Source organism: Pseudoroseomonas cervicalis (assembly GCF_030818485.1).
Taxonomy (GTDB): domain Bacteria; phylum Pseudomonadota; class Alphaproteobacteria; order Acetobacterales; family Acetobacteraceae; genus Pseudoroseomonas; species Pseudoroseomonas cervicalis_A.
Genome location: NZ_JAUTAJ010000004.1, coordinates 2,025,909 through 2,046,693, shown reverse-complemented (window position 1 = coordinate 2,046,693; position 20,785 = coordinate 2,025,909). Strand labels below are relative to the sequence as shown.

Annotated in this window: 19 protein-coding genes; 14 read left to right on the top strand and 5 right to left on the bottom strand. The window is 70.0% G+C overall.

What is annotated here, in order from left to right; translation table 11 throughout:
• Positions 1 to 11: 11 nt before the first annotated feature.
• From sucC to QE401_RS13430, 5 genes are all read left to right on the top strand, one after another.
• Positions 12 to 1,208, top strand: a complete 1,197-nt coding sequence (gene sucC / locus QE401_RS13450) for an ADP-forming succinate--CoA ligase subunit beta (protein ID WP_307138691.1) — start codon at positions 12 to 14, stop codon at positions 1,206 to 1,208.
• 1 nt (position 1,209) lies between these two features.
• Positions 1,210 to 2,100, top strand: coding sequence for a succinate--CoA ligase subunit alpha (gene sucD / locus QE401_RS13445; protein ID WP_271137348.1), 891 nt, complete (start codon positions 1,210 to 1,212; stop codon positions 2,098 to 2,100).
• 210 nt (positions 2,101 to 2,310) lie between these two features.
• Positions 2,311 to 5,193, top strand: coding sequence for a 2-oxoglutarate dehydrogenase E1 component (locus QE401_RS13440; RefSeq protein ID WP_307138690.1), 2,883 nt, complete (start codon positions 2,311 to 2,313; stop codon positions 5,191 to 5,193).
• 45 nt (positions 5,194 to 5,238) lie between these two features.
• On the top strand, positions 5,239 to 6,474 hold the full coding sequence (gene odhB, locus QE401_RS13435; RefSeq protein WP_307138689.1) for a 2-oxoglutarate dehydrogenase complex dihydrolipoyllysine-residue succinyltransferase: 1,236 nt from the start codon (positions 5,239 to 5,241) through the stop codon (positions 6,472 to 6,474).
• 19 nt (positions 6,475 to 6,493) lie between these two features.
• A complete protein-coding gene (locus QE401_RS13430; RefSeq protein ID WP_307138688.1) occupies positions 6,494 to 6,937 on the top strand; it encodes a hypothetical protein in 444 nt (147 codons plus the stop codon).
• Between the two features lie 6 nt (positions 6,938 to 6,943).
• On the opposite strand, the gene QE401_RS13425 is transcribed toward QE401_RS13430, so the two are convergent.
• Both QE401_RS13425 and QE401_RS13420 read right to left on the bottom strand, forming a co-directional pair.
• Positions 6,944 to 7,942 carry a tripartite tricarboxylate transporter substrate binding protein gene (locus tag QE401_RS13425; protein WP_307138687.1) on the bottom strand — a complete coding sequence of 333 codons (999 nt, stop codon included), beginning with the start codon at positions 7,940 to 7,942 and terminating at the stop codon, positions 6,944 to 6,946.
• A 121-nt stretch (positions 7,943 to 8,063) separates the two neighbouring features.
• Entirely contained in the window at positions 8,064 to 8,927 is an 864-nt protein-coding gene (locus QE401_RS13420; RefSeq protein WP_307138686.1) for an AraC family transcriptional regulator, read from the bottom strand.
• Between the two features lie 153 nt (positions 8,928 to 9,080).
• On the opposite strand from QE401_RS13420, the gene lpdA reads away from it, so the two are divergent.
• The 5 genes from lpdA to QE401_RS13395 all read left to right on the top strand — a co-directional run bounded on the left by lpdA (position 9,081) and on the right by QE401_RS13395 (position 12,946).
• Positions 9,081 to 10,472: a dihydrolipoyl dehydrogenase gene (lpdA, locus tag QE401_RS13415; protein ID WP_307138685.1), complete on the top strand. Its 1,392-nt coding sequence runs from the start codon at positions 9,081 to 9,083 to the stop codon at positions 10,470 to 10,472.
• Positions 10,473 to 10,553: 81 nt separating this feature from the next.
• On the top strand, positions 10,554 to 11,030 hold the full coding sequence (locus QE401_RS13410) for an aminoacyl-tRNA deacylase (protein ID WP_307138684.1): 477 nt from the start codon (positions 10,554 to 10,556) through the stop codon (positions 11,028 to 11,030).
• Between the two features lie 137 nt (positions 11,031 to 11,167).
• Complete coding sequence (locus tag QE401_RS13405) at positions 11,168 to 11,767, top strand: hypothetical protein (protein ID WP_307138683.1); 600 nt, start codon at positions 11,168 to 11,170, stop codon at positions 11,765 to 11,767.
• A 164-nt stretch (positions 11,768 to 11,931) separates the two neighbouring features.
• Positions 11,932 to 12,213, top strand: coding sequence for a PGPGW domain-containing protein (locus QE401_RS13400; protein ID WP_307138682.1), 282 nt, complete (start codon positions 11,932 to 11,934; stop codon positions 12,211 to 12,213).
• Positions 12,214 to 12,445: 232 nt separating this feature from the next.
• Positions 12,446 to 12,946 carry an SPFH domain-containing protein gene (locus QE401_RS13395; RefSeq protein WP_307138681.1) on the top strand — a complete coding sequence of 167 codons (501 nt, stop codon included), beginning with the start codon at positions 12,446 to 12,448 and terminating at the stop codon, positions 12,944 to 12,946.
• Between the two features lie 39 nt (positions 12,947 to 12,985).
• On the opposite strand, the gene QE401_RS13390 is transcribed toward QE401_RS13395, so the two are convergent.
• The 3 genes from QE401_RS13390 to fsa form a co-directional block, all read right to left on the bottom strand.
• On the bottom strand, positions 12,986 to 13,909 hold the full coding sequence (locus QE401_RS13390) for a tyrosine recombinase XerC (RefSeq protein WP_307138680.1): 924 nt from the start codon (positions 13,907 to 13,909) through the stop codon (positions 12,986 to 12,988).
• Positions 13,906 to 14,505, bottom strand: a complete 600-nt coding sequence (locus QE401_RS13385; protein ID WP_307138679.1) for a GAF domain-containing protein — start codon at positions 14,503 to 14,505, stop codon at positions 13,906 to 13,908. The genes QE401_RS13390 and QE401_RS13385 overlap by 4 nt, the downstream gene beginning before the upstream one ends.
• An 82-nt stretch (positions 14,506 to 14,587) precedes the next feature.
• Positions 14,588 to 15,244, bottom strand: a complete 657-nt coding sequence (gene fsa, locus QE401_RS13380) for a fructose-6-phosphate aldolase (protein ID WP_007003836.1) — start codon at positions 15,242 to 15,244, stop codon at positions 14,588 to 14,590.
• A gap of 112 nt (positions 15,245 to 15,356) precedes the next feature.
• Between fsa and QE401_RS13375 the strand changes: the two genes are divergently transcribed.
• From QE401_RS13375 to QE401_RS13360, 4 genes are all read left to right on the top strand, one after another.
• Positions 15,357 to 17,543, top strand: coding sequence for a primosomal protein N' (locus QE401_RS13375; RefSeq protein ID WP_307138678.1), 2,187 nt, complete (start codon positions 15,357 to 15,359; stop codon positions 17,541 to 17,543).
• A 206-nt stretch (positions 17,544 to 17,749) separates the two neighbouring features.
• Positions 17,750 to 18,331: a F0F1 ATP synthase subunit delta gene (locus QE401_RS13370; RefSeq protein WP_307138677.1), complete on the top strand. Its 582-nt coding sequence runs from the start codon at positions 17,750 to 17,752 to the stop codon at positions 18,329 to 18,331.
• Between the two features lies 1 nt (position 18,332).
• Positions 18,333 to 19,868, top strand: a complete 1,536-nt coding sequence (gene atpA / locus QE401_RS13365) for a F0F1 ATP synthase subunit alpha (protein ID WP_307138676.1) — start codon at positions 18,333 to 18,335, stop codon at positions 19,866 to 19,868.
• A 23-nt stretch (positions 19,869 to 19,891) separates the two neighbouring features.
• Entirely contained in the window at positions 19,892 to 20,785 is an 894-nt protein-coding gene (locus tag QE401_RS13360) for a F0F1 ATP synthase subunit gamma (protein ID WP_307138675.1), read from the top strand.

Sequence of the window (20,785 nt, the reverse complement as noted above, 5' to 3'; positions counted from 1 at the left end):
AGGGTGAGCGGATGAACATTCACGAATATCAGGGCAAGGAGCTGCTGCGTCGCTACGGCGTCGCGGTGCTCGACGGCCATGTGGCCTGGACCGCCGAGGAGGCGGCCGAGGCGGCCAAGAAGCTGCCCGGCCCCGTCTATGTGGTGAAGAGCCAGATCCATGCCGGTGGGCGTGGCGCCGGCCGCTTCAAGGAAGACCCCAACGGCAAGGGCGGCGTGCGCGTCGTCAAGTCGGTGGAGGACGTCAAGGCGGCCGCCGAGGCGATGATCGGCAAGACCCTGGTGACCAAGCAGACCGGCCCCGCCGGCAAGGTCGTCAGCCGCGTCTATGTCGAGGATGGCTGCGACATCAAGCGCGAGCTCTATCTCTCGCTGCTGGTCGACCGCGACACCTCGCGCATCGTCATCATGGCGTCGACCGAAGGCGGCATGGAGATCGAAGAGGTCGCCGAGCACAATCCGGAGAAGATCCTGAAGGCGGTGGTCGACCCGGCCTCGGGCGTCTCCGGCTTCCATTGCCGCAAGCTGGCCTTCGGGCTCGGCCTGGAGGGCAAGCAGGTCGCCTCCTTCACCAAGTTCGTCACGGCCATGTACAAGGCCTTTGTCGAGCTGGATTGCGCCATCGTCGAGATCAACCCGCTGGTCGTCACCGGCGCGGGCGAGATCGTGGCGCTGGATGCCAAGGTGTCCTTCGACGACAACGCCCTGTTCCGCCACAAGGACCTCGAGGCGCTCCGCGATGATTCGGAGATGGACCCGAAGGAGCTGGAAGCGGTCAAGCACGACCTGAACTATGTCGCGCTCGATGGCGAGATCGGCTGCATGGTGAACGGCGCGGGCCTGGCGATGGCCACCATGGACATCATCAAGCTGTACGGCTCCTCGCCGGCCAACTTCCTGGATGTGGGTGGCACCGCCACCGCCGAGCGTGTGACGGAAGCCTTCCGGATCATCACCTCGGACAGCAACGTCAAGGCGATCCTGGTGAACATCTTCGGCGGCATCGCCAAGTGCGACATGATCGCCACCGGCATCGTCGTCGCCGCCAAGAACCTGACCCTGTCGGTGCCGCTGGTCGTGCGCCTGGAGGGCACCAACGTCGATCTGGGCAAGAAGATCCTGGCCGAATCGGGCCTCGCGATCATCCCCGCCGACAACCTGGCCGACGCCGCCGAGAAGGTGGTCCGCGCCGTGAAGGGAGCCAACTGACATGGCCATCCTCGTCGACGCGAACACCAAGGTGATGACCCAGGGCTTCACCGGGAGCCAGGGCACCTTCCACGCCGAGCAGGGCATCGCCTATGGCTCGAAGTATGTGGGCGGCGTGACCCCGGGCAAGGGCGGCCAGACGCATCTCGGCCTGCCCGTGTTCAACACGGTGGCCGAATGCGCCGAGGCCACCGGCGCCACCGCCTCGGTCATCTATGTGCCGCCGCCGTTTGCCGGTGACAGCATCCTGGAGGCCATCGACGCCGAGATCCCGCTGATCATCTGCATCACCGAGGGCATCCCGGTGACCGACATGATCAAGGTCAAGCGCGCGCTCTCCGGCTCCAAGTCGCGGCTGATCGGGCCGAACTGCCCGGGCGTGATCACGCCGGATGCCTGCAAGATCGGCATCATGCCGGGCCATATCCACAAGCGCGGCTCGGTCGGCATCGTCTCCCGCTCGGGCACGCTGACCTATGAGGCGGTGGCCCAGACGACGGCGGCCGGCCTCGGCCAGTCGACCTGCGTCGGCATCGGCGGCGACCCGGTCAAGGGCACCGACTTCACCGAGGTGCTGGAGATGTTCCTGGCCGACCCCGAGACCCAGTCGATCATCATGATCGGCGAGATCGGCGGCCAGTCGGAGATCCAGGCCGCCGAGTTCCTGGGCCGCGAGAACAAGCCGGGCTCCAAGAACTACAAGCCGGTGGTCGGCTTCATCGCCGGTGCGACCGCCCCTCCGGGCCGCCGCATGGGCCATGCCGGCGCCGTCATCTCCGGCGGCAAGGACACCGCCGAGGCGAAGATGGCTGCCATGCGCGAGGCCGGCATCCATGTCGCCGACAGCCCGGCCGCCCTGGGTTCGACCATGGTGAAGGCGCTGCGCGGCTGATGCCGGGCGCGTCGCGACAAGACGGGAACGGCCAAGGAAGCGGGTCTGCCATGCAGGCCCGCCATTCCCCGGTTGTTCTGGGTCAAGGTCGCGATGTTACTTCTGTGTTATCCCTGCGCCGTCCCTATATCGGGGGCGGCGTTGCCTTTCTGACGCCAAGAGCAGCGAGCTGACCGCCATGCCCCGAGGGGCCTGGGCGAGGAGGAGATGATGGCCGGTATCGACATCCTGGCAAGCGCGATGAACGGGGCGAATGCCACCTTCCTCGCCGACATGTATGCGCGCTGGGTGCAAAATCCGGGCAGCGTGGATGGCTCCTTCCAGGAGCTGTTCGCGGCGCTGAACGACGATGCCAAGGCCGTGCTGCACGACGCTGCCGGTGCCTCCTGGGCGCCGCGGCCGAAGGGCGGCTTCGCCCCCGAGCCCGAGGCGCCGAAGGCCGATCCGAAGAAGGGCGGCAAGCCCGCCGCCGCTGCCGCCGACCCGGCCGCCGCCCGCCAGCAGGTGCTGGATTCGATCCGCGCCCTGATGCTGATCCGCGCCTATCGCGTGCGCGGCCATCTGGAGGCGCAGCTCGACCCGCTCGGCCTGCAGAAGGCCAAGCCGCATCCGGAGCTGGACCCGGCGACCTACGGCTTCACCGATGCCGATCTGGACCGGCCGATCTTCATCGACCGCGTGCTCGGCAAGGAGACGGTGACGCTGCGCGAGATCCTGTCGATCCTGCGCGCCACCTATTGCGGGCCGATCGGCGTCGAGTTCATGCATATCCAGGACCCCGAGCAGAAGGCCTGGATCCAGCAGAAGGTCGAGGGCGCGCCCTGGACGCGCCAGTTCGACGCGGCCGCGCGCCGCACCATCCTGCAGCAGCTGACCGAGGCCGAGGGCTTCGAATCCTTCTGCGCCCGCAAATATGTCGGCACCAAGCGCTTCGGCCTGGAGGGTGGCGAGGTCACCATCCCGGCGCTGCAGGCGATCATCGAGGCCGCGGCCGACAAGGGCGTGGGCGAGATCGCCATCGGCATGCCGCATCGCGGCCGGCTGAACACGCTGGTCAATGTGGTGAAGAAGCCCTTCACCCAGGTCTTCGCCGAGTTCAAGGGCGTCGCCGCCAAGCCGGATGACGTCCAGGGCTCGGGCGATGTGAAGTACCATCTCGGCACCTCCACCGATATCGAGGTGAATGGCCGCACCATCCACCTGTCGCTGCAGCCCAACCCGTCGCATCTCGAGGTCGTCGACCCCGTGGTGGTGGGCAAGGTGCGCGCGCGCCAGGACATGGCGGGCGACACCAAGACCCGCCGCTCGGTGATGGGCATCCTGCTGCATGGCGATGCCGCCTTCGCCGGCCAGGGCGTGGTGTATGAGACGCTGGCGATGAGCCAGCTCATCGGCTACCGCACCGGCGGCACCGTGCATGTCGTGGTGAACAACCAGATCGGCTTCACCACCGTGCCGCTGCACGCCTATTCGGGCCTGTACTGCACCGATGTCGCGAAGTCGGTCCAGGCGCCGATCCTGCATGTCAATGGCGACGATCCGGAAGCGGTGGTGTTCTGCGCCCGCATGGCGGCCGAGTACCGCATGCAGTTCGGCGCCGACATCGTGCTCGACATCGTCTGCTATCGCCGCCACGGCCATAACGAGACCGACGAGCCGGCCTTCACCCAGCCGATCATGTATGGCGTGATCAAGGAGCTGAAGACCACCCGCACCAAATATGCGGAGCGCCTGGCGGCCGCCGGCGCCGTGCCGGCCGACGAGTCCAAGGCGATGCTCGACGCCTTCTACGCCAAGCTCGAAGAGGCCTATCAGGCCGCGCAGAGCTTCAAGCCGAACAAGGCCGACTGGCTGGAGGGCCACTGGGCCGGGCTGAAGGCCGCGGGCTCGGACGATGAGGAGAAGGACGACAACACCGCGGTCAGCCTCGACACGCTGCGCGAGGTGGGCTCGGCCCTGTCGCGGGTGCCGGAGGGCTTCACCGCCAACTCCAAGATCATCCGCCAGCTCGAGGCCAAGAAGCAGGCGATCGAGAGCGGCGAGGGCATCGACTGGGCGACCGGCGAGGCGCTGGCCTTCGGCTCGCTGCTGCTGGAGGGGCACCGCGTCCGCCTCTCGGGCGAGGATGTGCAGCGCGGCACCTTCTCCCACCGCCATTGCGTGCTGATCGACCAGCAGAACCAGGCGGAGTACATGCCGCTGAACAACATCCGCGAGGGCCAGGCGCGGATGGAGGCGTTCAACTCGCTGCTCTCCGAGATGGGCGTGCTGGGCTTCGACTATGGCTACACCCTGGCCGACCCGCAGACCCTGGTGCTGTGGGAGGCGCAGTTCGGCGACTTCGCCAATGGCGCCCAGGTGGTGATCGACCAGTTCATCGCCTCGGCCGAGACCAAGTGGCTGCGCATGTCCGGCCTGGTGATGCTGCTGCCGCATGGCTATGAGGGCCAGGGGCCGGAGCATTCCTCGGCCCGCCTCGAGCGCTATCTGCAGATGTGCGCCGAGCGCAACATGGCGGTGTGCAACTTCACCACCCCGGCCAACTACTTCCACGCGCTGCGCCGCCAGCTGAAGCGCAACTACCGCAAGCCGCTGGTGGTGATGACGCCGAAATCGCTGCTGCGCCACAAGCTGGCGATCAGCAGCCTGGCCGATTTCGCCCCCGGCAGCACCTTCCGCACCGTCCTGCCCGAGGTCGACGCGCTGGTGCCGGCCGAGCAGGTGAAGCGCGTCGTGCTCTGCACCGGCAAGGTCTATTACGACCTGCTGCAGGAGCGCCGCGACAAGGGCGTGCAGGACGTCGCCATCGTGCGCGTCGAGCAGATTTATCCCTTCCCGCGCATCAGCCTGGCCAAGGTGCTGGCCGAGTACAAGAACGCCGAGGTGGTCTGGTGCCAGGAGGAGCCCGAGAATATGGGCGCCTGGACCTTCGTGGACCGGCGCATCGAGAAGGTGCTGGGCGAGCTGGACGTCAAGGCGAAGCGCCCGGCCTATGTCGGCCGCGAGGAGGCGGCGAGCCCCGCCACCGGCCTGGCCAAGATCCACCAGCAGCAGCAGGAGGCCCTGGTGCGCGACGCGCTGGGCCTGTCCTGATCCCATCCTGAGCAGTCATCGCACCGGCAAAGAGGCTACGGCAGAATGACCGAGATTGTGGTGCCCACCCTGGGCGAGAGCGTGTCCACCGCCACCGTGGCGAAGTGGATGAAGAAGGCCGGTGACGCGGTGGCCGCCGATGAGCCGCTGGTGGAGCTGGAGACCGACAAGGTGACGGTGGAGGTCAACGCGCCGCAGGCCGGCGTGCTGGAATCCATCACCGCCGATGAGGGGGCCGAGGTCGAGCCGGGCGCTGTGCTCGGCGTGATCGCGGCCGGCGAGGGCAAGGTCTCGCCCAAGGCCACCGAGAAGCCGGCCCCCGCGGCCGGTGCCCCGGCGGCGCCGAAGGTCGAGCCGAACCGGCCCGAGACCGGCCCGCTGTCGCGCCCGGGCAGCGGCCATGCGCCGCTGCCGGCCGCCGCCAAGATGATGGCCGAGAACAATGTCTCGGCCGCGCAGATCGGCGCCGGCACCGCCAAGGATGGCCGCATCAGCAAGGGCGATGTGCAGTCCTTCCTGGCCAGCCCCGCGGCCGCCGCGCCGGCCGCCAAGGCCGCGCCCAAGGCGCCGCGCGCGCTGGAAGGCGGCGAGGAGCGGGTGAAGATGACCCGCCTGCGCAAGACCATCGCGACCCGGCTGAAGGAGGCGCAGAACACCGCCGCCATGCTGACCACCTTCAACGAGGTGGATATGGGCGCGGTGATGGCGCTGCGGAACGAGTACAAGGACGTGTTCGAGAAGAAGCAGGGCGTGAAGCTCGGCTTCATGTCCTTCTTCGTGAAGGCCTGCGTCGCGGCGCTGAAGGAGTTCCCGGCGGTCAATGCCGAGATCGACGGCGACGACATCGTCTACAAGAACTTCGTGCATATGGGCATCGCGGTGGGCGGGCCCTCGGGCCTGGTCGTGCCGGTGCTGAAGAATGCCGACCAGATGTCCTTCGCGCAGATCGAGAAGTCGATCACCGATTTCGGCAAGCGGGTGCGTGACGGCCAGCTGAAGCTGGAGGAGATGGCGGGCGGCAGCTTCACCATCACCAATGGCGGCATCTATGGCTCGTTGATGTCGACGCCGATCCTGAACCCGCCGCAGTCCGGTATCCTGGGCATGCACTCCATCAAGGAGCGGGCCATGGTCGTCGGCGGCAAGATCGAGATCCGCCCGATGATGTATCTGGCGCTCTCCTACGATCACCGCATCGTCGATGGGAAGGAGGCCGTGTCCTTCCTGGTGCGCGTGAAGGAGAGCCTGGAGGATCCGCGCCGCCTGATGCTCGACATCTGACGGGCAGGGGCTTCTCCCCATGAGCTGGACCAGGGCCGTGCTGTGCGCGGCCCTGGTTTATTTTGGCCTGGTGGGTGGCGGCTTGGTGGCGCTGTGCCTGTTCTTTGGCGGGTTCATGCTGTGGCACGGGCAGAACGTCTTCATGGTGCTGATGGGGGTGCTGTCCGTCGCTGCCTTTCCCGGGCTTGGGCTCTACCTGGCCTGGCAGGCCTTTGTGCGGCGATCCGTGTCGGCGTTGCTGATGGGCCTGCCGTTCTGGGCCGCGTTCAGTATCGAGGCGCTGGCGCTGGCCGCGCTGCGTGATACGCCGATGTTCTGGGTGGATGAGAAGACCACCATCTCCGTCACCGGAACGGTCCTGCTGGTCCTGGGCGCCGGCTGGCTTCTGGTCCTGCTCAGCGGCGTGGTGCTGTGGCGCCTGCCGCAGGAAGAGCCCGGGAAGGCGGAGCCCTCCCGGCACTGAAGCGGCTCAGCCGTCGATGCTGAGATTGAGCCGCGCCACCATCTCCTTCTCATAGGCCGCGCGCTGCACCGTGAAGGTGCGGTAGGATTCGGTGTCGAGATAGTTCAGCGGCATGTCCCATTTCTCGCGGATGGCCGTGTTCTCCGGGCTGAACAGCGCCGTCTTGAGCGAATCATGCAGCACCCGCACCACGCCGGGGTCCATGCCCCTGGGCCCGGCGATGCCATAGGGCGAGGTGACGGCCATATCGATGCCCAGCTCCTTCAGCGTCGGCACATCGGGAAAGCGCTTGGCGCGCTCCGGCGACCAGACGCTGAGCAGGCGGAACTGCCCGGATTCAACCTGCGGCACCCAGGCGGAGCTGTCGGCGATGCTGTCGATCTGCCCGCCCAGCAGGGCGGTGACGCCCTCGGTGGTGCCGCGGAAGGGCACATGGGTCATCTGGATGCCAAGCCGGCCGCACAGATCCTCCATGGCGATGTGGTTGCTGGTGCCGATGCCGCTGGTCGAATAGGTCAGCATGCCGGGCCGTGCCTTCGCCGCCTCGACATAATCGGCCCAGCTGCGGATCGGGCTGTCGCTGCGCACCACCACGCCGAACAGCCAGCCGGTCAGGCCGATGATCGGGGTGAAATCCTCCACCGGATCCCAGGAGCGCGCCTTGGTCATGAAGGGATGGCGCAGCACCGAGAGATGGTGCTGCGCCAGGGTGTAGCCATCCGGCTGGGCCTGCAGCAGCGCCTGGGCGGCCAGCAGGCCGCGCGCGCCGGAGCGGTTCTCCACCAGCACGGTCTGGCCCAGGCTGCGCGTGGCGATGTCGGCCAGCGAGCGCAGCTGCGCATCGGCCGAGCCGCCGGGCGGCCAGGGCACCAGCAGGCGGATCGGGCGGGCGGGGAAGCTCTGCGCCAGGGCGGGCCGGGCCAGGGGGGTGAGGAGAGGGGCGGCGAAGGCGGTGGCAAGGGCCAGGGCAGCACGGCGCGGCAGCACCGCGCGGGCGTCGGTCATGGTCGCTTCTCCCAGTTTGGCCGGGGCCTTGTTGCGGCCCCGTTGCGGAGAGCGTGACAGAAGCGCGCGGCGGCTGACAAGCCGGGCGGTGGCGCCGGTCCCGCCGCCGCCCGGCCGCCCGTCAGCGCTGCAGCGGCAGCAGGATTTCCGTCAGCCATTCGGCCGGCGGCAGGCTGCGGCAATCATTCAGATACCGCTCCAGGCAGGGGGCATCGGCCGGCTCCTCGCCGCTCTGCGGCAGCCAGTCGCGGTAGAGCCAGGTGTAGGCGCCCTCCAGCTCGGCATAGGGGCCCTGGAAGCGCAGCACGGCGACGCGCTGCGCCGGCAGGGTGAGCAGCGTGGCGGGGGCAGGGGGCTCGGCCCCGGGCGGCAGGGTGAAGCCGGCGGCGCTGCGCAGCTCGGCCGGCTTCACGCTGTGCGGGTCGTCGTAATACAGGCCGAACCACTCCGTCTCCGGCCCCAGCAGCGCGTGCCCGGTGCCGAGGGCGGTCAGCGCGTCGAAGCGCTCGCCGATTCGGTCATAGGGGCCCTGATGCGGCAGGGCGGCCAGGCGCAAGGGCGGCAGGTCGCGTTGGGTCACCTCGAACATCATCGTCTCCGTCATGGGGGTCGTTATGGGGCGGAGGAAAGGGGTCAGGCCGCCGCGCCGGCGGTAGGCCGCCGGCGGCAGCCCGTAGGTGGCGCGGAAGGCGCGGGTGAAGGCGGCGACGCTGCCATAGCCGGCCTGCGCCGCGATGCCGGCGATGCCCTGCCGCGTCTTCAGCAGCGACGCCGCGGCCAGCTGCAGCCGCTGCCGCGCCATGGTCTCCGCCGGGGTCTCGCCGGTCAGCAGCCGGTAGATCCGGTGGAAATGGCAGGGGGAGAAGGCGGCGATCGCCGCCAGCTCCTCCAGCCGCGGCTCGCGCCCCGGATGCGCGGCGAGCCAGGCCACCACGCGGTCGATGCGCCGGGCATAGTCGCGCAGCGTCAGGCTCTTGCGGGGCATCCGCTGCATCCTCCCTCTCTCCATCCGCCGCCATCCTGCCCGGGATGCGATTGATCGCGCTTGCGAATGGCAGGGCGGCGCCGCTGACCCCTTGCTCCGCGCCGCGCCACGGGCCAGTTTGCCGGCACCATTGACAGGCAGGACCCTTCGACCATGTCCGACAGCTTCGACGTCATTGTCATCGGCGCCGGCCCCGGCGGCTATGTCTGCGCCATCCGCGCCGCGCAGCTCGGCATGAAGGTGGCCTGCGTGGAGAAGCGCGACACGCTGGGCGGCACCTGCCTGAACATCGGCTGCATCCCCTCCAAGGCGCTGCTGCAATCCTCGGAAGCCTTCGAGGAGACCAAGCACAAATTCGCCGACCACGGCATCCTGGTCGACGGCGTGAAGCTCGACCTGGCCCGCATGCAGGCCCGCAAGGGCGAGGTGGTCTCGGCCAACGTCAAGGGCGTCGAGTTCCTCTTCAAGAAGAACAAGATCACCTGGCTGAAGGGCGCCGGGAAGATCACCGCCCCGGGCAAGGTCGAGGTCGCCGGCCAGAGCTACGACGCCAAGCACATCGTCATCGCCACCGGCTCCGACAGCGCGCCGCTGCGCGGCGTCGAGGTGGATGAGAAGCAGATCGTCACCTCGACCGGCGCGCTGGAGCTGGAGAAGGTGCCCGGCCACATGGTCGTCATCGGCGGCGGCGTGATCGGGCTGGAGCTGGGCTCGGTGTGGCGCCGCCTGGGCGCCGAGGTGACGGTGGTCGAGTATCTCGACCGCCTGGCCCCCGGCATGGACGCCGAGACCGCCAAGCAGTTCGAGCGCGTGCTGACCAAGCAGGGCTTCAAGTTCAAGCTGAAGTCCAAGGTGACCGCGGCCGCCAAATCGGCCGAGGGCGTCACCCTGACGGTCGAGCCCGCCGCCGGCGGCGCGGCCGAGGAGCTGAAGGCCGATGTGGTGCTGCTGGCCATCGGCCGCCGCGCCTACACGGACGGCCTCGGCCTGGCCGAGATCGGCGTCGAGCTGGATGAGCGCGGCCGGGTCAAGACCGATGGCCATTTCGCCACCAATGTGCCCGGCATCTACGCCATCGGCGACGTCATCGCCGGCGCCATGCTGGCCCACAAGGCCGAGGATGAAGGCGTCGCCCTGGCCGAGATGCTGGCCGGCCAGGCGGGGCATGTGAACTACAATGTCATCCCGGCGGTGGTGTACACCTGGCCGGAGATCGCCTCGGTCGGCGAGACCGAGGAGGAGCTGAAGGCGCGCGGCCAGGCCTACAAGACCGGCAAATTCCCCTTCATGGCCAATGGCCGCGCCCGTGCCATGGGCGACACCGACGGCTTCGTGAAGATCCTGGCGGACAAGGAGACCGACAAGGTCCTCGGCGTCCACATCCTGGGCCCGGATGCCGGCACGCTGATCGCCGAAGCCGCCATCGCCATGGAGTTCGGCGCCTCGGCCGAGGACATCGCCCGCACCTGCCACGCCCACCCGACGCTGCAGGAAGCCGTCAAGGAAGCGGCGCTGGCGGTGGACGGGCGCGCGCTGCACATCTGATCCCTGGGGAGGCTCCGCCTCCCCAGGCCCCTCCGCCGGGGTGGCAGGGCCACCCCGGACCCCGCCTTCAGGGGAACTCCCATGTCCAAGGGGACACCGGCCACCCTCGCGGCGCAGAAGGCGGGGGTCGCCTTTACGGCCGTCACCTATCCCTACGACCCGGATGCCGACAGCATCGGGCTGCAGGCGGCCGCGGCGCTGGGCGAACCGCCCGGACGCGTCCTCAAGACCCTGATGGCCGAGATCGACGGCAAGCCCGTCTGCGTCATCCTCCCCTCCGATAAGGAGGTGTCGATGAAGAAGCTGGCCGCGGCCGGCGGCGGCAAATCCGCCCAGATGCTGCGCGTGCCGGATGCCGAGCGCATCACCGGCTACCGCGTCGGCGGCATTTCCCCCTTCGGCCAGAAGAAGCGCGTGCCGCTCTTCATCGAGCAGGCGGCGCTGGCCGAACCCTATCTCTACGTCAATGGCGGCCAGCGCGGGCTGCAACTGCGGCTGGAAAACCCCGCCGCCGCGGTGGCGGCGCTGGGGGCGAAGCCCGTTGTGATCGCCGGGTGACACCAGACAGGCCCTGTCACGCTGCGTTACGATTCTCTCTTTAGCGTGAGGTGAATCCCGGTCATACCGGACAGGCACCGTTCCGCCAGAAGGCCAGAATGGCAAGGCGCGCGGCGGTGTGTCCCACCGAGGTTCCCATGACGATGCTTCCCCGCCCCGCCGCCCGCCTGGCCCTGCTGGCCGGGCTGACCCTGCTGTCCGCCTGCGCCGGCAGGGCCGACCCCAACCAGCAGACCTTCGCCCTGAAATCCGAGCCGGCCGGGGCCGAATGCAGCCTGCAGCGCCGGGGCGAGACGCTGGCCACCGTCACCACGCCGCAGCAGGTGACCGTGTCGCGGAGCCTCCGCGACATCGCCGTCACCTGCCGCCATCCGGGCTACCGGGACACTGCGGCCACGGTGGACTCGACCGCGATCGAGGTCACCCCGGTGCATGTGCTGGGCCTCGGCATGGCCGGCATCATCGCCCATACCGCGGCCGGCAATTTCAACCGCTACCCGGATGAGAGCACGGTCTTCCTGCTGCCGATGGCCTTCCCCGATGCCGCTGCCCGCGACAGCTACCTGACCGCCCGCCGGGCCGAGCTGGATCTCCGCGCCGCCGAGGTGGAGCGCCGCATCGCCAAGAGCTGCCCGACCTCGGATGTCTGCCGCATGGAGCGTGATAAGGCCGAGGCCGAGCAGCAGACGCGCGTGGCGGCGATCGAAGCCCAGGTTGCGGCGGTGCCCGTCCAGTAACACCGCGTCGTCGCGCGCCGCCCCGTTTCGGGCCGGCGGCGCGCGCCCGAGGCGCCGGTATCCCCTGGCGGCCCGCGGCGGCCGACGCCATGCCGGGCGGCGCCGGCCTCACCTCTGCGCAAGCCCGGCTTGAGGGGCCCCGCCGCCAGGGCCATCTGCCGGGCATGCTCACCTATCGTCCCTCCTGGAAACGCAAGCTGGCCGGCTGGTCGCTGCTGGTGCTGGGCGTGATCGGGCTGGTCCTGCCCTTCCTGAACGGCATCGTCCCGCTGGTGCTGGGCCTGTTCGTGCTGCGGGAGCAGCATGGCTGGAGCCAGCGCAGCCTGGCCTGGTGCCATGCCCGCTGGCCCGCCCAGGTGGACCGCATGGGCGCGCTGGAGGACCGCCTGGCCCAGCGCTGCCGCAACGGCACGGCCTGGCTGCGCCGGCGCTTCGGCGCCTCCTGAGCGGCAGGGCCTCTTGTAACGGCATATCTCGGTCCGTAACCGAATCATCTGGTGGTTGAGCGGGAGCTGGACCATAATCCGGGGGTACCGGTGCCGCGGGTCGGCCTGATCCGCGCGGTGCTCACACACAGAGGTTCGGATGAATCTGGCTCTCCGCCTTGCCGCGTTGGCAGGGCTGCTGTCCACGGCTGCCTGCGCCAGCATCACGCAGGGCAGCACGCAGAATGTTACGGTGATCACCGATCCTGTCGGGGCGCAATGCACCCTGCAGCGCGGCACCCAGGCGGTGGCCGCGATCAGCCGGACGCCGCAGAGCGTCACCCTGGACAAGAGCCGCCAGGACATCGCCGTGGTCTGCAAGCATGAGGGCTATGAGGACGGCGCCAGCACGCTGGTCTCCGAATTCGCCGGCATGGCCGTCGGCAATGTGCTGTTCGGCGGGCTGATCGGTGTCGCCATCGACAGCGCCTCGGGCGCCATGAACAAGTATCCGTCGGAAATCCGCCTGGCGCTGTTCCCCGTCAGCTTCCCGAGCGAGGCGGCGCGCGACGATTTCTTCGCCCGGCGCCGCGCCGAGCTGGACCGCGAGGCGGCCGAGATCGAGAAGCGCATCGCCGAGAGCTGCGCGGCCTCGGCCGATCTCTGCCGCCAGCAGCGTGAGGCGGCGCAGGCGGTGCAGCAGACCAAGCTGGCCGAGCTGGAAGCCAAGCGCCTGGCCATCCCGGTTCGCTGAACGGGGCAGGGGAGGCCGCGGCCTCCCCTTTCCGCGGGCCTAGCGCGCCCGCGGATGCGCCTTCTGCCAGGTCTCCAGCAGCCGCGCCGAATCGACGCTGGTGTAGCGCTGGGTGGTGGAGAGGCTGGCATGGCCCAGCAGCTCCTGGATCGAGCGCAGATCGGCCCCGGCCGTCAGCAGATGGGTGGCGAAGGAATGCCGCAGCGCGTGCGGCGTGGCCGATTCCGGCAGGCCCACCAGGCGGCGGTAGTTGCGCAGCGCCCGCTGCGCCATGCCGGCATCCAGCCGCCCGCCGCGCGCGCCGAGGAAGAGCGGCGCATCCGGCTCCCCGCCGCCGCGCAGCCGCAGATAGGCGGCGATCGCCTGTTCCACCGCCGGCAACACCGGCACCACGCGCTCCTTGTCGCCCTTGCCGCGCACCTTCAGCCCGGCGCCGGCGCGCGGCGCGTCGCCCAGATTCAGCGCCAGCGCCTCGGAGATGCGCAGGCCGCAGCCATAGAGCAGGGTGAACAGCGCACTGTCGCGCAGCGCCAGCACAGTGGAGTTCTCGACGCTGCCGGCGTCCCGCGTCACGTCCAGCGCCTGGTCGGGGGTCAGCGGGCGCGGGGCGGGGGGCACCACCTTCGGCCCGCGCAGCCCGGCGATGGCCTGCGGCACCAGCCCGTGCCTTTTGGCCAGGAAGCGCAGGAAACCGCGGATGGCGGCCAGCTGCCGGGCGCGGGTGGCGTTGCCGACGCCGTCGCGCATGGCGCGCTCGGCCAGGAAGGCGCGCAGATCGGCCGGGCGCAGCGCCTGCAGCGCGGCGAAATCCGGCTCGGCGCCGAGGTGGCGCGTCAGGAAGCCCAGGAACTCGGCCAGATCGGCGCCATAGGCGGTGAGCGTATGGCGGCTGGCGCGGCGCTCCTTCTCCAGCCAGTCGAGCCAGAGGGCGCGGGCCTCGAGGGCGGTGCGGGGGGCGCTCATCGCAGCAGGGCGGCGGCCAGGGCGCGGCCGAGGAACAGCAGATGCGGGGTGGCGCCCTGTTGCGGCAGGTCGCTGCGGGCGCGGGCGCCCAGCACCAGCAGGGCGGGGGGGCCGGGCAGGGGCAGGCGGGCCAGGGCGTCGCAGCAGATCAGCGGCGCGGCCTCGGCGTGCAGCAGGGGCAGCTCGTCCGGCGTCTCGCGCAGCAGGGCGTCGCGGCCGGCGGGCAGCAGGCGGGCGACGCTGCCGGCGGGCAGCGGCAGCAGATGGGGCGCGGCCTGGCCTTCGCTGGCCAGGGCGCAATGCGCCAGGCCGAGCAGGTCGGGCCATTCCTGGTGCACCGTCTCGGCCGGGTTGCGGGACTGGATCAGGGCCAGGATGGCGGCGCGGGTGCGGGCGGCGAAGCCGGCGGATTCGCGGGCGGCCTCGGTCACGTCGCGGGTGGCGGCGCGTTCGGCGGCCAGCATGGCGGCCATGTGGTCGGCCAGGCCTTCGCCATGGATGCGGCGCGGCGGCGTCAGGCTGCGGTAGAGCTCCGGCCGTTCGGCCAGGAAATCCGGGTTCTGGCGGAGCCAGCTGGCAACGTCTTCCGGCTGCATAATTCCCCCAGATGGGAGGTCCAGGAACCTCAGGTTCCTGGCGGGGGGAGCCCGAGGGGGGCGGCGCCCCCCTCGGATAGCATCACAGAATGGACTGCCCGGTCTTCTTCCAATCCGCCAGGAAGGCCTCGAGGCCGCGATCGGTCAGCGGATGCTTGATCAGCTGGCGGATGACGGCCGGCGGCAGGGTGGCCACATCGGCGCCGAGCTTGGCCGCCTGGGCCATGTGCAGCGGGTGGCGGATGGAGGCGACCAGCACCTGGGTCGTCAGGTTCGGGTAGTTGCCATAGATCTGCACGATGTCGGCGATCAGCTGCATGCCGTCCTGCGCCAGATCGTCGAGGCGGCCGACGAAGGGCGAGATGTAGGTGGCGCCGGCCTTGGCGGCCAGCAGCGCCTGCACCGGCGAGAAGCAGAGCGTCACGTTCACCGGCGTGCCCTCATCGGTCAGCGTCCGGCAGACGCGCAGCCCGGCCTCGGTCAGCGGCACCTTGACGCAGACATTCTCGGCGATGCCGCGCAGGAAGCGGCCCTCGGCCAGCATGCCCTCATAGTCGGTGGCGGTGACCTCGGCGGAGACATGGCCGGGCGTCACGGTGCAGATCTCGGCGATGACCTCGGCCATGTTGCGGCCGGACTTGGCGATCAGCGAGGGGTTGGTGGTGACGCCATCGACCATGCCGAGCTCGGCCAGGGCGCGGATCTCGGACACCTCGGCGGTGTCGACGAAGAACTTCATGCGGGCATTTCCTGCTGCGTTGGGGGGAAGCGGCGGTTCCCCCGCCGGGATTGCGGCCTTGTAGCGGAAGGGGGGTGTTGAACGAAAGGCCGCGCGGGCGGAGAAGGGGGGCATGGCTCGTCTGCGCGTGCTGCTGCCTTTGCCCCTGGCCGGGGCCTATGACTACCGGGTGCCGGCCTCCTGGCCGGAGCCGCCGCCGGCGGGCGCCTTTGTCGAGGTGCCGCTCTCCGGGCGCAGCATGGTCGGCGTGGTCTGGGATGGCGAGGCCGACCCGAACCTGCCGGAGAAGCGGCTGCGCGACATGCTGGGCGTGTTCGACGTGCCGCCGATGACGGCGAGCCTGCGCAAATTCGTCGACTGGGTGGCGGCCTATACGCTGAGCCCGCCGGGCGCGGTGCTGCGCATGGCGATGAGCGCGCCCTCGGCGCTGGAGCCGCCCAGCGCCAAGGCGGGCTGGCGGCTCTCGGCCGCCGGGCAGCGCGCCAGGCGCGGCGAGGGCAAGCTGACGCCCGCGCGCCGCCAGGTGCTGGACGTGCTGGAGCCGGGCGATGTGCAGAGCGCCGCCGCCATCGCCGCCGAGGCCGGGGTGTCTTCCGGCGTGGTGCGCGGCATGGCGGAGGCCGGGCTGCTGGAATCCGCCCTGCTGCCGGCCGGCGAGAGTTTTTTCCGCCCCGATATCGGCCGCCCCGGCCCGGTGCTGGGGGCGGAGCAGCAGGCGGTGGCCACGGCGCTGCGCCAGGCGACGGCCGCCAAAAGCTTCGGCGTGACGCTGCTGACCGGCGTCACCGGCTCGGGCAAGACCGAGGTCTATCTGGAGGCGGTGGCGGAATGCGTGGCGCAGGGCCGCCAGGCGCTGGTGCTGCTGCCGGAGATCGCGCTGTCGACCCAATGGCTGGAGCGGTTCGAGCGGCGCTTCGGCGGCCCGCCGGCGCTGTGGCATTCCGAGCTCGGCAGCCGCCGCCGGCGCGACACCTGGCGCGCGGTGGCGGAGGGGCGGGTGGCGGCGCTCGTCGGCGCCCGCTCGGCGCTGTTCCTGCCCTATCCCGATCTCGGCCTGATCATCGTCGATGAGGAGCATGAGACGGCGTTCAAGCAGGAGGAGGGCGTCGTCTACCACGCCCGCGACATGGCGGTGGTGCGGGCGCGGCTGTCCCAGGCGGCCTGCGTGCTGGTCTCGGCGACGCCGAGCCTGGAGACGCTGATCAATGCCGAGACCGGCCGCTATGCCAGCCTGCACCTGCCGGAGCGGCATGGCGGGGCGGCGCTGCCCTCCGTCACCATCATCGACCAGCGCCGCACCCCGCCCGAACGCGGCCGCTTCCTCAGCCCTCCCCTGGTCGCGGCGGTGCAGGAGACGCTGGCGGCCGGGCAGCAGGCGATGCTGTTCCTCAACCGCCGCGGCTATGCGCCGCTGACGCTGTGCCGCAGCTGCGGCCACCGGCTGCGCTGCCCCAACTGCACCGCCTGGCTGGTCGAGCACCGGGTGCGCCGCACCCTGCAATGCCATCATTGCGGGCATACCGAGGCGATTCCCGAGAATTGCCCCGAATGCGGCGCCGAGGGCAGCCTGACGCCGCTCGGCCCCGGGGTGGAGCGGGTGCAGGAGGAGGCGGCGCAGCTGTTTCCGGAGGCCAGGCGGCTGGTCATGGCCTCCGACACCATCCCCGGCCCGGCGGCGGCGGCGGAGGCCGCGCGGGCCATCGCGGCGCGCGAGGTCGACCTGATCATCGGCACCCAGATCGTCGCCAAGGGCTGGCATTTCCCGCATCTGACGCTGGTCGGCGTGGTCGATGCCGATCTCGGCCTGGCGGGGGGCGATCTGCGGGCGGCGGAGCGCACCGTGCAGCTGCTGCACCAGGTGGCCGGCCGCGCCGGGCGCGCCGAGGCGCCGGGGCGGGTGCTGCTGCAGAGCTGGAATCCGGAGCATCCGGTGCTGGAGGCCCTTGTTTCCGGCGACCTGGATGCCTTCATGCAGGCGGAAGCCGAGGGCCGCCGCCCCGGCCATTGGCCGCCCTTCGGCCGGCTGGCCGCGCTGATCGTCTCGGCCGAGGATGAGCGGGAGGCCGAGCGGGTGGCCCGCGACCTGGGCCTGGCCGCGCCGCGCGGCGATGGGGTGGAGGTGCTGGGTCCGGCGCCGGCGCCGCTGGCGCTGCTGCGCGGGCGCCACCGGCGGCGGCTGCTGCTGAAGGCGCGGCGCGACATCGCCGTGCAGCCGCTGCTGCGCGAATGGCTGTCCCGGGTCGCCATTCCGGCGGCGGTGCGCGTGCAGGTGGATGTGGACCCGGTCGGGTTCCTCTGAGGCGCGGGGAAATATGCCCGCGCCATGAAGTTGGGGTAAGGAATCCGTGGCAGCCCCCGTTGCCGCGCTGCGACACACTGTGTTAATGCCGGGCCGCCGCGGCGGGGCTTTTCCGCGCGCGTCGAAACCTGTCCAACCGCCGGAACCGCCCCTGGGGCGCGGGCCGCGCGGCCGGACGCCGGGATAGCAAGAGAACGGGATCCTCCGTGGCCTCCGAAGCGACCAACGTCTCGCCGAACGCGACCCACCCCTCCGGCCTGGCCCAGCGCTATGCGCTGGCGCTGCTGGAACTGGCCAAGGACAAGAAGACGGTCGACGCCGTTGCCGCCGAGCTGGAGAAGCTGGGCGCGCTGCTGGCCGAGGACGCCGCCTTCCGCGCCTTCATCCACGACCCGCGGCTGGACAGCAGCGCGCAGCAGCGCGGCGCCTTCGCCGTGCTGGAGCGCGCCGGCGTGTCCGGCGATGTGCGCAACCTGGTGGGTGTGCTGATCGCCAATCGCCGCCTGGCGGCGCTGCCGCAGGTGGTGGGCGCCTTCGGCGCGCTGCTCGCCGAGCAGCGTGGCCAGCAGACCGCCGAGGTCGCGTCCGCCCATCCGCTCTCCGACACGCAGCGCGCGCAGCTCGCCGCGCGGCTGACGGAAGCCGGTTATTCCAACGTGAAGCTGGTCGAGCGCATCGACCCCACCCTGCTGGGTGGCCTGGTGGTGCGCCTCGGGTCCCGCCTCTACGACAGCTCGATCAAGTCCAAGCTGCAGCGCCTGCAGTACGCCATGAAGGGGGCCGCCTGATATGGAGATCCGTCCCGCCGAGATCTCGGAGATCCTGAAGCAGCAGATCGCCGGCTTTGACGCCGAAGCGAATGTTGCCGAGGTCGGCACCGTGCTGACCGTGGGCGACGGCATTGCCCGCGTCTACGGCCTGCAGAATGTCATGGCCGGCGAGCTGGTGGAGTTCCCCTCCGCCGGCCTCAAGGGCATGGCGCTGAACCTCGAGACCGACAATGTCGGCGTCGTGATCTTCGGTGATGACCGGTCCATCCGCGAGGGTGACACCGTCTCCCGCACCGGCGACATCGTGTCGGTGCCGGTTGGCCCCGGCCTGCTCGGCCGCGTGGTCGACGGCCTCGGCAACCCGATCGACGGCAAGGGCCCGCTGGTCAATGTCTCGCCCGCGCTGGTCGAGGTGAAGGCCCCGGGCATCATCCCGCGCAAGTCGGTGCATGAGCCGATGCAGACCGGCATCAAGGCGATCGACGCCCTGATCCCGATCGGCCGCGGCCAGCGCGAGCTGGTGATCGGCGACCGCCAGACGGGCAAGACGGCTGTCATCGTCGACACCATCCTGAACCAGAAGCCGATCAACGCCGGCACCGACGAGAGCAAGAAGCTTTATTGCATCTACGTCGCCATCGGCCAGAAGCGCTCCACCGTCGCGCAGCTCGTGCGCACGCTGGAAGAGAACGGCGCGCTGGAATACTCGATCATCGTGGCTGCCACGGCGTCCGACCCGGCGCCGATGCAGTACCTGGCGCCCTACACCGGCTGCGCCATGGGCGAGTACTTCCGCGACAGCGGCAAGCACGCGGTCATCTTCTATGACGACCTGTCGAAGCAGGCCGTCGCCTACCGCCAGATGTCGCTGCTGCTGCGCCGTCCGCCGGGCCGCGAGGCCTATCCGGGCGACGTGTTCTACCTGCATTCCCGCCTGCTCGAGCGCGCGGCGAAGATGAATGACGAGCAGGGCGCCGGTTCGCTGACCGCACTGCCGGTCATCGAGACGCAGGCGGGCGACGTGTCGGCCTACATCCCGACCAACGTCATCTCGATCACGGACGGCCAGATCTTCCTGGAGACCGAGCTGTTCTTCAAGGGCATCCGCCCCGCCGTGAATGTCGGCCTCTCGGTCTCCCGCGTCGGCTCCGCCGCCCAGATCAAGGCGATGAAGCAGGTCGCCGGCAAGATCAAGCTGGAGCTGGCGCAGTACCGCGAGATGGCGGCCTTCGCCCAGTTCGCCTCCGACCTCGACGCCTCCACCCAGGCCCTGCTGGCCCGTGGCGCCCGGCTGACCGAGCTGCTGAAGCAGCCGCAGTTCAAGCCGGTTCCGGTCGAGGAGCAGGTGATCTCGCTCTTCGCCGGCGTGCGCGGCTATCTGGACCGGATCGAGGTCTCCAAGGTCGGCGCCTTCGAATCGCAGCTGCTCGCCTCGATCAAGGCCAATGCGCCGGAGATCCTGGACAGCATCCGCGACAAGAAGGAGATCACCAAGGAGAACGAGGCGAAGCTGGTGTCCTTCATGGACAACTTCGCCAAGTCCTTCGCGTCCTGAGGTAGGGACCGGGGCGGACACCCATGGCCAACCTCAAGGAGCTCCGGGGGCGCATCAACAGCGTCAAATCCACCCGGAAGATCACCCAGGCGATGAAGATGGTCGCGGCGGCGAAGCTCCGCCGCGCCCAGTCGCAGGCCGAGGCCGCGCGCCCCTATGCGGAGCGCATGGCCCGGATGCTCGCCTCGCTCGGCCAGGCGGTGGCCGGCAATCCGGACGCGCCGAAGCTGCTGGTCGGCACCGGCGCGGACCAGGTGCACCTGCTGGTCGTCGTCACCGGCGACCGCGGCCTGGCCGGCCCGTTCAACACCAATGTGGGCCGCTTCGCCCGCAACCGGGTGCGTGAGCTGGAGGCCCAGGGCAAGACGGTCAAGATCCTGACCGTCGGCCGCAAGGGCGCCACCTATCTGAAGCGCGAGCTGGGCTCGCGGATCGTCGGCGAGATCAGCTTCCAGGGCAAGAAGCGCATCGGCTTCGAGGATGCGAACGAGATCGCCGCGCGCATCACCGGCATGCTGGAAGCCGGCGAGTTCGACGTCTGCACGCTGATCTACAACCGCTTCCGCAGCGTGATCAGCCAGGTGCCGAGCGCGCAGCAGCTGATCCCGGCCGAGCTGCCGGCGGTCGACGCCACGGCCCCGGCCGAGTCCGGCGCGCCGCAGGCCTGGTACGAGTATGAGCCGGACGAGGCCACCATCCTGGCCCAGATCCTGCCCAAGAACCTCGCCATCCAGGTCTATCGCGCCCTGCTGGAGAACGCCGCCGGCTTCTTCGGCAGCCAGATGAACGCGATGGACAGCGCCACGCGCAACGCTGGCGACATGATCAACAAGCTGACCCTGACCTATAACCGGACCCGCCAGGCCAACATCACCAAGGAGCTGATCGAGATCATCTCCGGGGCCGAGGCCATCTGA